This is a genomic window from Mesorhizobium oxytropidicola (assembly GCF_056174625.1).
The window spans coordinates 3,825,020-3,839,604 of sequence record NZ_CM149692.1; the positions used below are offsets into that span (position 1 = coordinate 3,825,020).

Consider the following 14,585-nt stretch of genomic DNA (forward strand, 5'->3'; position numbering starts at 1 on the left):
TGGCAGTTAATGTCTGGAGCGGCGCCGTTGCCGGCCGATGCCTGATTTTATCGGGTCGCCCGCGCCTGTCATCCGTGCTTAACAGCGTCACCGTCAAAAATCATGGTGACGCATGCGAATCTTGCTCACGGGATCGTCGGGTTGGCTGGGCAGCGCGCTGGCGCCGCGCCTGCGCGCGCTTGGCCATGAGGTGATCGGTCTTGACCCGGTTCCATCTGTTGAAACGCAGATAATCGGCTCGATCGCCGATCGTGACCTGGTCATGCGGGCGGTCGGGGACAACGGAATCGAAGCCATCATTCACAGCGGCGCGCTGCACAAGCCCAACATCGAGCATTTTGAGAACGCGGACTTCGTCGCGACGAACGTTCAGGGCACGCTGAATCTGCTCGACGCGGCGGTGGCGGCCGGCGTGCAGCGCTTCGTCTTCACCTCGACGACTTCGCTGATGATCTCGCAGGCGATACGTGACGGGTTCAAGGGCGGTGCCCGCAAGGCCGCCTGGCTGACGGAAGAGATGTCGCCCGAGCCGCGCAACATCTATGGCGTCACCAAGCTTTCAGCCGAACATCTCTGCCGCCTCTATCATCTTCAGCATGGCCTGCCGGTGGTCGTGCTGCGCACGGCCCGCTTCTTTCCTGAAGCCGATGACATGGCGCATGCGATCGAACAGTCCGATGCCAACACCAAGGCAAACGAATTGCTGTTCCGCCGGCTGACGGTGGAAGATGCGGCGGAAGCCCATGTCGCCGCGTTGGAGAAGGCGCCGCAGCTGGGCTTCGATATCTTTATCGTCTGCGCGCCCACGCCTTTCCAACCGGAAGACTGCGCGGAATTGATCGCCGATGCGCCGTCGGTTGTAACACGCTACTTCCCGGATTATCCGCGGCTCTATGCCAGGAGGGGCTGGACGATGTTTTCATCGATCGATCGCGTCTACGATCCGTCGCGGGCCAAAGAGCGGCTTGGTTTCGTCTGCAAGGCGAGCTTCGCGGATGTGCTTGCGGCGCTGGCGATCGAATAGAAGCACAGCTATTGTTGCGACCGTTTCTCGGGGAGGCGTACGTGGGAGTGACAATCCACTTTGAGGGGCAACTGCTTGACGACGACAAATATGCTGCGCTGTTGCAGGAAGCGGCGGCGGTTGCCGCCACTCGGGGCTGGCCATTTCGGGAAATAAATGAAGCCCAAATGGTTCTCAATCGGGTCATTGATGAACGCAGCGTGGACTATCTCGGCCCGGTTACAGGAATGGAACTTCTGCCGCATCCCCGGGCGGATCCTCTGCGGTTCGAATTCGACAGACACCTCTTCATGCAGCAATATTGCAAGACCCAGTTTGCCGGGTCGGAGGCTCATATTGAAATCATAGGGCTGCTTCGTAAAGTTGCCCCTATTTTTCAGAAATTCGATGTCTTCGACGAAGGCCAGTACTGGGAATCCGGCGACCGCTCAATTCTGCAGGGAAACCTCGACACTGTCGACGCCATGATTGCCGAAGCGATGCGCAAAGACCGGTCCGCAACAGGCCCACTCCGGCTCGAAAGCGGTCGCGTTGTCGACTTCGTGTCGGATCCCCAACCAAGATCTGATGATCCGAGCGTCTAACGCAATTCCTCCGCATGTGCTGATGCCCGGACGAGCTCGGGCGTCAGGTCGCCGTAGCCGGTCGCCCGGCGCTCATAGGCGAGGCCGAGCAGGGCGGCGGCCTTTTCCGCGACCTTGTCGAGTTCCGGGTCGTTGGTCTGGGCGAGATAGACCAGCTTCTCGTAGTTGCCGAAATAGTCCTTGATCAGCTCGGGGTGCTTGTCGAGGCCGAGCGGCTTCATGAAGAAGGCGTCGAATTGGCGGCACAGGAAGTCCGTCATGTAGAAGGACATCATGTCGTCGTCGGCGACCTTCGCATAGGCCTCCATGCCTTGATAGAAGGCGAAGCAATGCGGGCCGGCCATGCGCTCGACGCCATGCTTCTCGATGACGCGGTCGAGCAGGCCGCCAGTGCCGCAATCGGCATAGCCGACGAAGATGTGCTCGTAACCTTGCGCCTTGGCCTTCTCGATCGCCTTGTCCATGGCGGGCGCGATGCGGTCGGGATAGAAATGAAACTCCGCCGGCAAACAGGTCAGTTCGAGGTGATCGAGCCCGAGCTGTTCCTTGACGGCCAATACCTCACGCGCAATCATCCCGCAGGCGATGACGAGCAGCCTGTCGTCTTGATTCGGTTTCGTTTTCTGTGTTTTGGCCATGGAACCAGTCAAGCCGGCCTTCGTTGCTATGGGGCTAATTTATCTGTTGAGGGAGACACCGTCCATGAAACTGCTGCGCATCGCACCGATTGCCATTCTTGCCTGTGCCTTGGCCCTTACGGCTTGCGCGAACACCGTCCGCGGCGTCGGCAAGGACGTCAAATCGACGGCAAGGGCGGTCAAGGACACTGTCGCCAACTGATCGGCAGCCTCGTCCATCATCTGGGAACGAAAAAGCCGCGCTGCAAGGCGCGGCTTTTCTTGTCTTTCCATCCTGATGCCTTGGGTCAGGCGGAAGCGCGAACGTTATGCTTGCGCTTCATGAAGTCCTTGGCGGTCTCGACCGCCACCGCGGCATCGCGGCAATAGGCGTCGGCGCCGACGGCCTTGCCGAATTCCTCGTTGAGCGGCGCGCCGCCGACCAGCACGACATAATCGTCGCGGATGCCCTTTTCCTTCATCGTGTCGATGACGACCTTCATGTAGGGCATGGTGGTGGTCAAAAGCGCCGACATGCCGATGATGTCGGGCTGATGCTGCTCGATCGCATCGAGATATTTTTCGACCGCATTGTTGATGCCGAGATCGATGACGTCGAAACCGGCGCCTTCCATCATCATGCCGACCAGGTTCTTGCCGATGTCGTGGATGTCGCCCTTGACGGTACCGATCACCATCTTGCCCTGCTTCGGCGCGCCGGTGGCGGCGAGCAGCGGACGCAGGATAAACATGCCGGCCTTCATGGCGTTGGCGGACAGCAGCACTTCGGGAACGAACAGGATGCCGTCGCGAAAATCCTCGCCGACGATGCGCATGCCTTCGACCAGCGCCTCGGTCAGCACCTTGTAGGGCACCCAACCGCGCTCCAGCAGGATGCGCGTGCCTTCCTCGATCTCTTCCTTCAAGCCGTCATAGAGATCGTCGTGCATCTGCTGCACCAACTCGTCGTCGGAAAGTTCAGAAAGGATGATCTCGTCGTCGGACATTTTTATCCAGCTCCTCACGGCATCGCGACTGTGTCGCAAGGCACAAAATTTTGGCGTTCATACCTACCCCGCAATGGGCGGGTATCCATAGCTGATTTGCGACTTCCCGCAAAAGGAAAGCGACTGGAAAATCTATTGGTTTTCTTGTCGATTTTGCGACAGGCGTTGGCGCGGACGGGCCGTTTCGAATAGGGTGCATGGCTACGATCCGGCGAAAGCCGCGCCATGCGGCCGCAACGGTTACGGACCAGCCATCGTCAGGCCAGGCCATATTCAGGGAAGAGCGATCATGAGCGAACACGCGGCAGTCGACCAGGAAGCGTCAAACGCGCGACGTGGGCGCGGTGCGAGCGGCGGAGCGGCGGCCAGGCGCGCGGCGCGCTCCGGCGGCGGACCCGGCACGCAGCTCACCTATATCAAGCGCAAGATCAACGTCTATGAGGTGCTCGACGAGGAAGGCCTGGCGCTGATCGAGAAGAACACCGATACGGTGCTCGAGGAAATCGGCATCATCTTCCGCGATGACGCCGAAGCGCTGCAACTGTGGAAAGAGGCTGGCGCCGACGTCAAGGGCGAGCGCGTGCATTTCCCGAAGGGGCTTTGCCGTTCGCTGCTGAAGACCGCGCCGTCCGTCTACACCCAGCATGCCCGCAATTCGGAACGCTCGGTGCAAATCGGCGGCAACGCCACTGTTTTCGCGCCGGTCTATGGCCCGCCCTTCGTACGCGACCTCGACGGCGTCCGCCGCTACGCGACGATCGAGGATTTCCGGAATTTCGTGAAACTCGCCTATATGGCGCCGTCGATCCACCATTCGGGCGGCACGGTGTGCGAGCCGGTCGACGTGCCGGTCAACAAGCGCCACCTCGACATGGTCTACAGCCACATCAAATATTCCGACAAGCCGTTCATGGGCTCGGTGACGGCGCCGGAACGCGCCGAAGACACCGTCGCCATGGCCAAGCTCGTCTTCGGCGACGATTTCGTCGAAAACAACACCGTGCTGACCAGCCTGATCAACGCCAACTCGCCGATGGTGTTCGACGAGACCATGCTGGGCGCGCTGAAGGTTTATTCGCGCCACAACCAGGCCTGCATCGTTACCCCGTTCATCCTGGCCGGCGCGATGAGCCCGGTGACGGTGGCTGGCACGCTGACGCAGGTTCTGGCCGAAGTGCTGGCTGGCGCATCGTTCACGCAGCTGATCCGGCCGGGCGCGCCGGTGCTGTTCGGCACCTTCGCCTCGTCGATCTCGATGCAGTCCGGCGCGCCGACCTTCGGCACGCCGGAGCCGTCGCTGGTGTCCTATGGCGCCGCACAGCTCGCACGCCGGCTCGGCCTGCCGTTCCGCACCGGTGGTTCGCTCTGCGCGTCCAAGGTTCCAGATGCGCAGGCGGCCTATGAAAGCGCCAACACGCTGAACTCGACGATCCTTGCCGGCACCAACTTTGTCCTTCACTCGGCCGGCTGGCTCGAAGGCGGGCTGGCGTCCTGCTACGAAAAATTCATGATGGACATCGACCAGCTCGGCATGACCCAAAAATTCTCCGAGGGCGTCGACCTGTCGGAAAACGGCCAGGCGATGGACGCCATCCGCCAGGTCGGCCCGGGCAGCCACTATCTTGGCTGCGACCACACCCAGGCCAATTTCCAGACGGCGTTCTACCGCTCCAACATTGCCGACAACAATTCCTACGAGCAGTGGCTGGCCGAGGGCGAGAAGACCGCGCCGCAGCGCGCCAACGAACTCGCCCGCCGCTGGCTGGAAAGCTATGAGGCGCCGCATCTCGACCCGAGCATCGACGAAGCGCTGAAGGAGTTCATCGCCAAGAAGAAGGGGTCGATGCCCGACGCCTTCACTTGAAAGGAGCCCGAGTCAGGCGGGGCTAAAGTCGCCAACATCATCCACAAGGAAGTCTGGCGGAGCGCCTTCTCCGATCCGGACAAGAAGGGATGATTCTTGCGCGCGGCATGATCGAAGGGATCACGGCCGCGCTTGGCGCCAACGGCCTCATCCTGCGCGGCGTTTTTGTTTTTTCCGATAACGACGACGCCGCGCATGGCGCCTCGGGCGTACCGGCAAAATCCGTGCTGCTGGTCGGGCAAGCGGGTGCGGCGCCCTGGCCGCATTTCCTGCGCTGGCGCGAAAGGCAGCCACAGCAAATCGCCAATCCGCTCGACAGCTGGTCACGGCAGGTCATCGGCGATGTGGCGGCGGCATTCGGGGCACGCGCCGTTTCACCGTCCGACAAACCCTATCTGCCGTTCCAGCAATGGGCGATGCGGGCCGAGGGACTGAAACCGTCGCCGCTTGGTATTCTCATGCACCCGCAATACGGGCTTTGGCATGCCTATCGCGGCGCGCTGCTGTTCGAGGACGAGATCGCGCTTCCGCAGCAGGGCGAGATGATCCATCTCTGCGACGCCTGTGTCGCAAAACCCTGCCTGAAATCCTGCCCGGTCGATGCATACTCCAGGGAAGGGTTCGCCTATCAGGCCTGCCTTGCGCATGTTCGGGGAGCGAATGGCGGACCATGCCGGAGCGGCGGTTGCCTCGACCGCAATGCCTGTCCCTATGGCACGGAATATCGCTATCCGCCTGATGTCCAGGCCTTCCATATGGCGAGCTTCGCATTGGCCGCCGGTTGATCCAGCCTTCCACGTCGAGCCTCGGGAGTCTGCGAGCGCGTCACGCCATCCTGCACGAAATGTTGACGGGTACTTTCAAGGAATGCCTTGCCGTGGCAGCTCGCGCGGATATGTATCGCGCATCTGAAAAACGGAGCAGGCAATGACCAAGCAGGACCTTCGGATCAAGACCCATCACGGCGTGGCGAAGGCGGGCCTGTTCGGCTCGGCCAAGGCGTCCCCGGCCAAGGCCGGTGTCATTCTCTACCAGGATGCTTTCGGTCCGCGCCCGGCGCTTGACGGCATGGCCGAGCGGCTGGCGGGCGAAGGTTATGCGGTGCTGGTGCCGGACCTGTTCTACCGCAACGTGCCCTATGGTCCGTTCGATGCCAAGACCGCCTTCACCGAGGAAAAGACCAAGGCGGCGCTGATGGCGCTGGTGACCGGGACGACGCAGGAGATGACCATCGGCGACAGCGCGGCCTTTCTCGATGCGCTCTCCGTCGAGGGCGTCACCGGGCCGATCGGCACCGTCGGTTATTGCATGGGCGGCGCGCGGGCGCTGAACGTCGCCGCGGCCTATCCAGACCGGATCAAGGCCGCCGCCAGTTTCCATGGCGGCAATCTCGCCAGCGATGCCGCCGACAGCCCGCACCGCAAGGCGGCGTCCATCAAGGCGCGCGTCTATGTCGGGATGGCCGGCGTCGACAGGAGTTTCCCGCCGGAACAGTCGACAAGGCTGGAGGAAGCACTGCGGAACGCCGAAGTCGACCACGCGATCGAGAACTATGTCGGCATGGCGCATGGCTGGTGCGTGCCGGACCACAGCGTCTACAACGAAGCCGGCGCCGAGCGGCACTGGCAAAGGCTGATCACGCTGTTTGCCGAAACGCTGCTGTAGGTTTTTGCGTACCTGTTGGCACCAACTTTCGAGAGTTGGCGCCGCCCCTCATCCGCCCTTCGGGCACCTTCCCCCCGTAGAACGGGGAGAAGGAAGAGGGCGCCTGCCAAAAAAATCTTTCCATCATCCCAAGGATTAGCCATTAGCCTTCGTCCAACAGGCAAATGATGGCGATGATGCTGGATGAGAGCGAAGCCTCCGACGCCGAACTGATCGGGCGGGCGAAGGGCGGAGACAGGGGGGCCTTCGGCACATTGCTGGAGCGCCACTACGACTTCGTCTATCGCGCCGCCTATCGCTGGTGCGGCAAGAAGGCCGATGCCGAAGACATCGCCCAGGAAGTCTGTGTCCGGCTCGGCAAGGCGATCCGCGACTATCGCGGCGGCGGCGCCTTCACGACATGGCTCTATTCCGTGACGATGAATGCGGCGCGCGATATGATGCGCAAGACCGCGCGCGAGACGGTGAAGACCGAGGCCTATGGCGTCCATGCGCTGATTTCGGGCGAGGCTCCGGCCGAGAGCGAGGATCCGGCCGAGGCGCTGTGGGCCGCCGTGCGGCAGCTTCCGGACAAGCAACGCGACGCCGTGCTGCTGGTCTATGGCGAGGGCTTGAGCCACGCGGCCGCCGCCGAGGCGATGGCGATCTCGGAGACGACGGTTTCCTGGCACATCCATGAAGCGAAGAAACGGCTGAAGACGCTGATGCGTTCAGCCGGGGAAGTGTGACCATGGTCGACGACAACGAACTCAACAGGCTGCGCGATATCGCTGCACCGGCGCCGGGCGAGAGCGCGAAGGCGCGCGCCTTCGAAGCCGCCCTGCGCGCCTATGATCAGGAAAATATTTCCGCCGTCACCCAAGGATCGGTCGGCGGTCTTCGTCTCACAGAGCGAGCACAAAAGCTCTGGAGCGAGATCATGCAAAAGAAACTCATTGCCACGCCGGCCATTGCCGGGCTCGTCGCCCTGCCGATCGCCGGATACGCCACCTTCCATCTGCTGAGGGAACAGCCGCCCAAATTCGGCGGCGACGAAAAGATCACCGAGACGCTGGCCGACAAGCCGGCGACGTTGAAGCCGGCCGAGCCGAAGCAGGCGCCGACAGAGTTGGCAAAGGACAAGGAGGCCGACGCGGATGTGGAAAGCCGCGACGCCAATGACGTGCTGGCTACGCCGGTCGCACCGCCGAAACCCGAATCGACTGCCGTTGGCGGCGTGGCGCAGCAGAATGCGCAAGGACGTGGTGTGCCGGCTGATGCCCCGGCAACAATCAACCAGCCGGAGTCGGACACTTTGCAAGCTTACAAGCCGGCGCCGGCGCCGGCCCCGACAGGCGAGTTCGCGTTGGATGGCACCACGACCGCGCCCTACGCATCGCGGGTTGCCCGCGTGCCGGCTGCCGAGTCCAAGCTGATGGCGCCACAGCCGACCATGGCGCCGGCGGATCAGGTCGCACCGCAGGAGGAGAACCGCAACCGCGTTCAGGATTTCAAGACCAATCCGGTGCATGCGGCACTAGAGGATCCGGTCTCGACCTTCTCGATCGATGTCGACACCGCCTCCTATTCCTTCGTGCGCCGTTCGCTGAAGGAAGGCTCCGTGCCGCAGGCCGACACGGTGCGTGTCGAGGAGATGATCAACTACTTCCCCTATGACTGGAGGGGGCCGGACTCGGCGTCGACGCCGTTCAACTCGACCGTCAGCGTCATGCCGACGCCGTGGAACGAGCACACCAAGCTGATGCACGTCGCGATCAAGGGCTTCGACATCAAGCCGACCGAGCAGCCGAAGGCCAATCTTGTCTTCCTGATCGACGTTTCGGGCTCGATGGACGAACCGGACAAGCTGCCGCTGCTCAAGTCGGCGTTCCGGCTGCTGGTCAGCAAGCTCAGGGCTGAAGACACGATCTCCATCGTCACCTATGCCGGCGAGGCCGGCACCGTGCTGATGCCGACCAGGGCTGCCGAGAAGGACAAGATCCTCAATGCCATCGACAATCTGACGCCCGGCGGTTCGACCGCCGGCGAGGCCGGCATCAAGGAAGCCTACAAGCTTGCCCAGCAATCCTTCGTCAAGGATGGCGTCAACCGGGTGATGCTGGCCACCGATGGCGACTTCAATGTCGGCCAGAGCGACGACGATGATCTGAAACGCCTGATCGAGCAGGAGCGCAAGAGCGGTGTCTTCCTGTCGGTGTTCGGCTTCGGCCACGACAATCTGAACGACCAGATGATGCAGACCATCGCCCAGAACGGCAACGGCACGGCAGCCTATATCGACACGCTGGCCGAGGCGGAAAAGGTGCTGGTCGAGGATGCCTCCTCGACGCTGTTCCCGATCGCCAAGGACGTGAAGATCCAGGTCGAGTTCAACCCGAACAAGGTCGCGGAATACCGCCTGATCGGCTACGAGACCCGGGCGCTCAACCGCGAGGACTTCAACAATGACCGCGTCGATGCCGGCGATATCGGCTCTGGCCACTCGGTCACCGCGATCTACGAGATCACGCCGAAGGGCAGCGGCGGCGAGCAGATCGACCCGCTGCGCTATGGCCAGGCCACGGTCAACAATGGCGGCGTCGCCAATGCGGACGAATATGCCTTCGTCAAGATCCGCTACAAGCTGCCCACCGAGGACGTTTCGAAGCTGATCACCACGCCGGTGACCTCGGCCAACGAGGTGGCGTCCTTCGACCAGGCCAGCACCGACCAGCGTTTCTCCGTCGCCGTTGCCGCCTTCGGCCAGAAGCTGCGCGACGAGGATGCGACCGCGAAGTTCGGTTACGACAGGATCATGGAGATTGCCACTGCCGCCCGAGGAGCCGACCCGTTTGGGTACAGGTCCGAGTTCCTCTCGCTTGTGCGCCTTGCCTCGGCGCTGGGCGGTAACCGGTAGTGGCGATGACGGCCGGTTTCTTTCAGATGGGATCGTTCTGACAGGGGAAACCGGCCTACGGGCGGGTGAGGCAGGCCGGCGAGGGGTCATTCCCTTGCCGGCCTTTTTTTCCAAATTTTCAGATCGTTAAATTGCGCGGTATTTCCGGTACCGGATCGCAATTTCCTTTTGTTACACCAGCCATGTTTACAGGGCTTGAGGGAGCCGGAATTGCAGATCAGGACTATCGCCAACTCGATACCGCCGGCACGCGACGCTTCGCCGGTTTCATCCGCCCCGTCAGCTGAATCCAAGCGTATCAGCGACGATGTCGCACAGGCGCGCCACACCGCCCTGTCGGCGCTGACCAACGACCGCTTCCGCGCCATGCTCGAACAGATCACCGATCCGGCTTCATCCGGCGCGCTGATGACGATGCGCGGCGACAATGTGGTCGACTTCAAGTCGGCGCAATCGAGCTACGCCGACAACAGCGAATAATCGAAATCTATCGCTTCAGGCCCGGCTGCGGCGACGCTCGCGGCGGGCTTCGCTGGTCTCGGCGGTGTTTTCCGTCGCCACCTTGTTGCGCATCGGGCCGATGCGCTCGACGATTGTTTCCACTGTCGGACGATCCGCCTTGGTGTGGGCGTCGAGCGCCTTGCGCATGGCGGCAAGATGCTGGAACGAGGTGCCGCAGCAGCCGCCGACGATTTTCGCACCGGCATCGACGGCGAGGCGGACATAGTCGGCCATCAGTTCCGGCGTGCCGGAATAATGGATCTCGGTGCCGCGGAATTCGGGAATGCCGCAATTGCCCTTGACGATCACGGTCGCCAGCGGCTTCGCCTCAGTCATGTCGAGCAGCGAGGCCAGGATATCGGAGGCACCGACGCCGCAATTGGCGCCAACGCCGAGCGGTGCCTCGGACAGCCCGTCAACGACGCCATGGATATCCTTCGGCAGCAGGCCCATCATGGTGCGGCCGGCGGTGTCGAAGGAGCCGGTATAGGTGTAGGGCAGGCCGACGCGGATCGCCGCTTCGGCGGCCGCGCGGATCTCGTCGGGCGCCGACATGGTTTCGATCCAGGCGACTTCGGCGCCGCCTTCCTTGAGACCCTCGATCTGCTCGGCGAAAGCGTCGACCGCCTCGTCATAGGTCATGGCGCCAAGCGGCACCAGCAATTCGCCGGTCGGGCCGACAGAGCCGGCAACGATCACCTTGCGGCCGGCCTTGTCGGCAACGGCCCGGGCAATCTCGGCGGCGCGCTTGTTGAGCGCATGCACGCGGTCCTGCGCATGGTGGAGTTTCAGCCGGTGGCGGGTGCCGCCGAAGGAGTTGGTCAGGATGATGTCGGCGCCGGCATCGACGAAATTCTGGTGCAGGCTGGTGATGGTGTCGGGCGCCGTCTCGTTCAGCAGTTCCGGTGCCTCGCCGGCCTCCAGGCCCATCGCGAACAGGTTGGTGCCCGTGGCGCCATCGGCCAGCAGCACACCCTTTTCAGCCAGCAAGGCATCGATCGGATTGGTCGTGGTCATCGGATTGGCTTTCGTGTTTCGAATTCGAATAAGGATATAAAGAAGTCTTTATGTCCAGTCAATGATTTGCCGCGACCTTTCGGCAATGTGATTGACCTGGTCCTTGGCCATATCGACGGCCAAGGCCGGTCGACTGGCCCCGATTGCTATCGATCAGGCAGAGCCTGATGGAAACGACATCCCGGCCAGATTGCGCGCGTAGGCGGCGGCCTCGTGTGGGTTGATGTCGGCGGCGCGGATCAGATTGTCGAAATGCTGGGTCAGCGCCTGGATCGGCTGGGTGGCGTTCAGCACGACATACATGTCGCCGACATAGATGGCGGCGCGGTAGGGGCCGAAGATGGTAAGCGGGATCGAATAGCGCATGCGGCCGTCGTAGAGAAACAGCCGGAAGGTCGGATAGAGATCGTCGAGCAGCGTCGCCATATGGGCGAGCTGCTGCCGGCGGTCGGCCTCGGGAAAACGGTCCCAGACGCCGAGGCCGCGCGCAAAAATCTCCAGCGTGTGGCGCGGCATGCAGACTTCCATGTCGGTTTCCGGGCGCCGGTTGTATTCGATGCGGTATTGCGTCTCGCTGGCCTGCGCCAGGCGGCTCCTGTTGGTGATGTTGGCCTCGTAGTCGACCAGCGCACGGGTGCGCAGCAGGTCGGGAATGCCGGCCGGGACGTAGCGGATCTTGGTGCCCGCGGCCTCGGCGAACCATTTGGCGAGCAGCGTGCGGTCGAAACCGTCAGGCGCTTCCTCGATCTCCAGGCTTTCGCGGATTTCGCCGGTGACGCCTTCGTCCTGGCTGAGGCCGAGCAGCCAGTCCAGCGACACCTTGAATTCGGCGGCGATGTTGAGCAGCGTTTCGGCGCGCGGCAGGCGCGTCGACGCGCCTGACATCAGCTGTGACAGCGCCGACCGATCGATGCCGACCGCTGACGCGAATGCCGACTGGTTGAGGTCGGACCGTGTCAGGAGCAGCTTCAGACGCTCCCGAAAGATTGCTGACAGGTCGCGTTTGTCCATCGTCCGGTCCTCCGAATCTTGAGGAAAAATTTGCGTCGGAGCAGCCCAGCGGGGCGTCTCAGGCGTAAATGAATCCCTAAGCTTGTTTACAATGTGTAACATGTGCGATCAAATATGCGCAATCGCAACATTTTGTATACTTTGTCGCGTTGAGTGGAATCACTTCTCCTGACACTATGCTGTCAGGAACCATCGGGGGTTCCGGCGACTGAAGGACAGTGGTCGATAGCATGACAGGCAAGAGCATCAAGCGACGCAACGCACCGGCCATCGAGTGGCCGACCGTGGTTCTCGCTTTCTTCTGTTACGGAACATGGCTCGCCACCGGTTTCCTGCTCTGGTCGTCCTATCCCATCGTGGCTCTCGCTCTCCTCGGCTTTATCCTGGCACTGCAGTCGTCGATCATGCACGAAGTGCTGCATGGCCATCCGACGCGCAGCGCGCTGATCAACGAAGCCTTCGTCTTCCTGCCTATCGGCCTCGTCTGGCCGTTCCGCCGCTTCAAGACGCTGCATTTGCGCCATCATGCCGACGAGCGGCTGACCGATCCGCTCGACGATCCCGAGAGCTATTACCAGGCGCTGTGGCAGCACGACGATTTGCCGCCGACGATGAAGTTCCTGCTCAAGATCAACAACACCATGGCCGGCCGGTTCTTCCTCGGCCCCTGGCTGTCCTGCATCGGCTTCTTCATCGACGATTTCAAGCAGATGATGGCTGGCGACAAGGCGATCCGCAAAGCCTGGCTGCTGCATGCGATCGGCCTAGCCATCGTGGCGCCGATCGTGCAGTTCGGCTTCGGCATTCCGATGTGGCTCTACATTCTGGCTCCGGTGTGGCTCGGCCAGTCGCTGATTGCGATCCGCACCTTTGCCGAGCATCAATGGTCCGAGCACCCGGAAGGCCGCACGGTGATCATCGAACGCTCGCCGCTGTCGTTCCTGTTCCTCAACAACAATCTGCACTTCGTCCACCACAAGACCCCGACGGTGGCTTGGTACAAGCTGCCGAAACTGTTTCGTGAGCGCCGTGACGAGTGGCTGCGGATGAACAATGGCTATGCCTATCCGAACTATTTCGCGCTGATCAGAGCCTATGCCTTCAAGGCGAAGGAGCCGATCGTGCACCCTGTGCTGCGGCGCGCGCCTGAGCATGGCCGGGCGTTCAAGCCACGCATCCGGGCGCGCAACATCAATGGGCTCGGCACCGCGCCGGTGCCCGCCGAGCCGCCCAAGGAATAATTCTGGGCATCCCCGGGTCCCGTGTCGGCCAATTCTGATTGGGCGCCGCGTTTTTGCGATCCTTTCTCCAGACGTGATGATTTGATATCGGCATGAGTGAATCGATTGCGGCTCTGCCGATGTATGATGGGACGTAAGGCCAAGAATTGCGCCATTGCGGCCGTCGAGTTGTACTTTTGTTGTACGGCATTGTGAAGGGGCGGACAGACGGGTAGCATACATATGAAGTCAGATGCAGCCGTGATTCGCGGCCAAGCCTCTCTGACCAATCCGGCACCCCGCCGTTATAGGGCTTAAACCTAATTCACTGCAGATCGATCTGCGTTCCCGGTTTCGTTGCCGGTGCGCGCCCGGCCTTCCGAAAGGAAAGCCAAAAATGGAATTCACCTTCCTTTATGGGAGAGGCTTCCGTCTGCGGGTAGATGCCCGCTTCATAGTGGCCGTCGCAGCATTTGCGGCCATGTTCGTCTGACATGGTGGCGGGCTTCGGCCCGCCCGGTCGACCTATCCTGCAGGAACCTTCCACGGTCCAACAGGTTGAGTCTCGTGACGGCGGAGCATTTGTTTGTCCCTCAACAGCGATGCCGGGCCTCGTAACCCTAATTCGCCGTCACGCCGCACAACAAGAAACCCCGCTTCGGCGGGGTTTCTATTTTCGGTGACCTTTGTAGGTCAGGCGGCGACCCGCGGATCAAGCGGCGTGTTGGCCAGCAAGCAATCGGCCCAGTCTGGATGATCGTCTGCCATCAGGACCAGGCTGTCCGCCAGTATCATGCGATCCCGGCATGGATCCACGTCCTTAAAGGACCGCAATCCATAAACCTCGTGCCCCTTGGTCGTTCGAACCCGCCCCATAACAAGCGACGGCAAGCTCTGGTCTTTGTGTGTGATCCATTCGCCGAGCTTGAAGCGCCAAGTTTCTGTCGCAATCCAGCCGTCCGGACTGAGCGGTTCCTCTGTCTCGCCGCTTGTCGGTACTGACTGCACTTCAATACGCTCTGCCGATTCGCATGAGTCCACTTTCCCCAAGTCGATAATCATGATGTTTCCCCAAACCGTGCCGATTGCACGGTGAGCAGAATTGCGTGATTCCAAGTAATCGTCAAGTTCAACTTTTTGTTGCACAAAAAATGTGAAAACGCCTAGTTTGAATAGCGT

15 protein-coding genes are annotated in these 14,585 nt (G+C 61.7%); 10 read left to right on the plus strand and 5 right to left on the minus strand.

Annotation, left to right across the window (positions count from 1 at the left end; all coding sequences use genetic code 11):
- Positions 1 to 112 precede the first annotated feature (112 nt).
- A complete protein-coding gene (locus tag AC0V8S_RS19060; protein WP_475432791.1) occupies positions 113 to 1,024 on the plus strand; it encodes an NAD-dependent epimerase/dehydratase family protein in 912 nt (303 codons plus the stop codon).
- A 41-nt stretch (positions 1,025 to 1,065) separates the two neighbouring features.
- Positions 1,066 to 1,608, plus strand: a complete 543-nt coding sequence (locus tag AC0V8S_RS19065) for a hypothetical protein (RefSeq protein ID WP_475432792.1) — start codon at positions 1,066 to 1,068, stop codon at positions 1,606 to 1,608.
- On the opposite strand, the gene AC0V8S_RS19070 is transcribed toward AC0V8S_RS19065, so the two are convergent.
- Positions 1,605 to 2,246, minus strand: coding sequence for a DUF1638 domain-containing protein (locus AC0V8S_RS19070; RefSeq protein ID WP_475432793.1), 642 nt, complete (start codon positions 2,244 to 2,246; stop codon positions 1,605 to 1,607). The genes AC0V8S_RS19065 and AC0V8S_RS19070 overlap by 4 nt on opposite strands.
- A 64-nt stretch (positions 2,247 to 2,310) precedes the next feature.
- On the opposite strand from AC0V8S_RS19070, the gene AC0V8S_RS19075 reads away from it, so the two are divergent.
- Positions 2,311 to 2,448, plus strand: a complete 138-nt coding sequence (locus AC0V8S_RS19075; protein WP_095200255.1) for an entericidin A/B family lipoprotein — start codon at positions 2,311 to 2,313, stop codon at positions 2,446 to 2,448.
- Positions 2,449 to 2,533: 85 nt separating this feature from the next.
- On the opposite strand, the gene AC0V8S_RS19080 is transcribed toward AC0V8S_RS19075, so the two are convergent.
- Positions 2,534 to 3,232: a corrinoid protein gene (locus tag AC0V8S_RS19080; RefSeq protein WP_027046950.1), complete on the minus strand. Its 699-nt coding sequence runs from the start codon at positions 3,230 to 3,232 to the stop codon at positions 2,534 to 2,536.
- Between the two features lie 289 nt (positions 3,233 to 3,521).
- Here AC0V8S_RS19080 and AC0V8S_RS19085 point away from each other — a divergent pair, with 289 nt between their 5' ends.
- From AC0V8S_RS19085 to AC0V8S_RS19110, 6 genes are all read left to right on the plus strand, one after another.
- Positions 3,522 to 5,096: a trimethylamine methyltransferase family protein gene (locus tag AC0V8S_RS19085; RefSeq protein ID WP_095199801.1), complete on the plus strand. Its 1,575-nt coding sequence runs from the start codon at positions 3,522 to 3,524 to the stop codon at positions 5,094 to 5,096.
- 89 nt (positions 5,097 to 5,185) lie between these two features.
- Positions 5,186 to 5,881 carry a hypothetical protein gene (locus AC0V8S_RS19090; RefSeq protein ID WP_475432794.1) on the plus strand — a complete coding sequence of 232 codons (696 nt, stop codon included), beginning with the start codon at positions 5,186 to 5,188 and terminating at the stop codon, positions 5,879 to 5,881.
- Positions 5,882 to 6,023: 142 nt separating this feature from the next.
- Positions 6,024 to 6,761 (plus strand): dienelactone hydrolase family protein, encoded by a 738-nt coding sequence (locus tag AC0V8S_RS19095; RefSeq protein WP_475432795.1) that lies wholly within the window; start codon positions 6,024 to 6,026, stop codon positions 6,759 to 6,761.
- 167 nt (positions 6,762 to 6,928) lie between these two features.
- Positions 6,929 to 7,489: an RNA polymerase sigma factor gene (locus AC0V8S_RS19100; protein WP_095200256.1), complete on the plus strand. Its 561-nt coding sequence runs from the start codon at positions 6,929 to 6,931 to the stop codon at positions 7,487 to 7,489.
- A 2-nt stretch (positions 7,490 to 7,491) separates the two neighbouring features.
- On the plus strand, positions 7,492 to 9,657 hold the full coding sequence (locus tag AC0V8S_RS19105) for a vWA domain-containing protein (protein ID WP_475432796.1): 2,166 nt from the start codon (positions 7,492 to 7,494) through the stop codon (positions 9,655 to 9,657).
- A 210-nt stretch (positions 9,658 to 9,867) separates the two neighbouring features.
- Positions 9,868 to 10,137 (plus strand): hypothetical protein, encoded by a 270-nt coding sequence (locus AC0V8S_RS19110; RefSeq protein WP_475432797.1) that lies wholly within the window; start codon positions 9,868 to 9,870, stop codon positions 10,135 to 10,137.
- Between the two features lie 15 nt (positions 10,138 to 10,152).
- On the opposite strand, the gene bmt is transcribed toward AC0V8S_RS19110, so the two are convergent.
- Positions 10,153 to 11,175, minus strand: a complete 1,023-nt coding sequence (bmt, locus tag AC0V8S_RS19115; RefSeq protein WP_475432798.1) for a betaine--homocysteine S-methyltransferase — start codon at positions 11,173 to 11,175, stop codon at positions 10,153 to 10,155.
- Positions 11,176 to 11,328: 153 nt separating this feature from the next.
- Entirely contained in the window at positions 11,329 to 12,186 is an 858-nt protein-coding gene (locus AC0V8S_RS19120; protein WP_095199809.1) for a helix-turn-helix domain-containing protein, read from the minus strand.
- A gap of 230 nt (positions 12,187 to 12,416) precedes the next feature.
- On the opposite strand from AC0V8S_RS19120, the gene AC0V8S_RS19125 reads away from it, so the two are divergent.
- Positions 12,417 to 13,427 carry a fatty acid desaturase gene (locus tag AC0V8S_RS19125; protein ID WP_475432799.1) on the plus strand — a complete coding sequence of 337 codons (1,011 nt, stop codon included), beginning with the start codon at positions 12,417 to 12,419 and terminating at the stop codon, positions 13,425 to 13,427.
- Positions 13,428 to 14,099: 672 nt separating this feature from the next.
- Here the strand turns inward: AC0V8S_RS19125 and AC0V8S_RS19130 are convergent.
- Positions 14,100 to 14,468 (minus strand): hypothetical protein, encoded by a 369-nt coding sequence (locus tag AC0V8S_RS19130; protein WP_475432800.1) that lies wholly within the window; start codon positions 14,466 to 14,468, stop codon positions 14,100 to 14,102.
- Between the last annotated feature and the right edge of the window lie 117 nt (positions 14,469 to 14,585).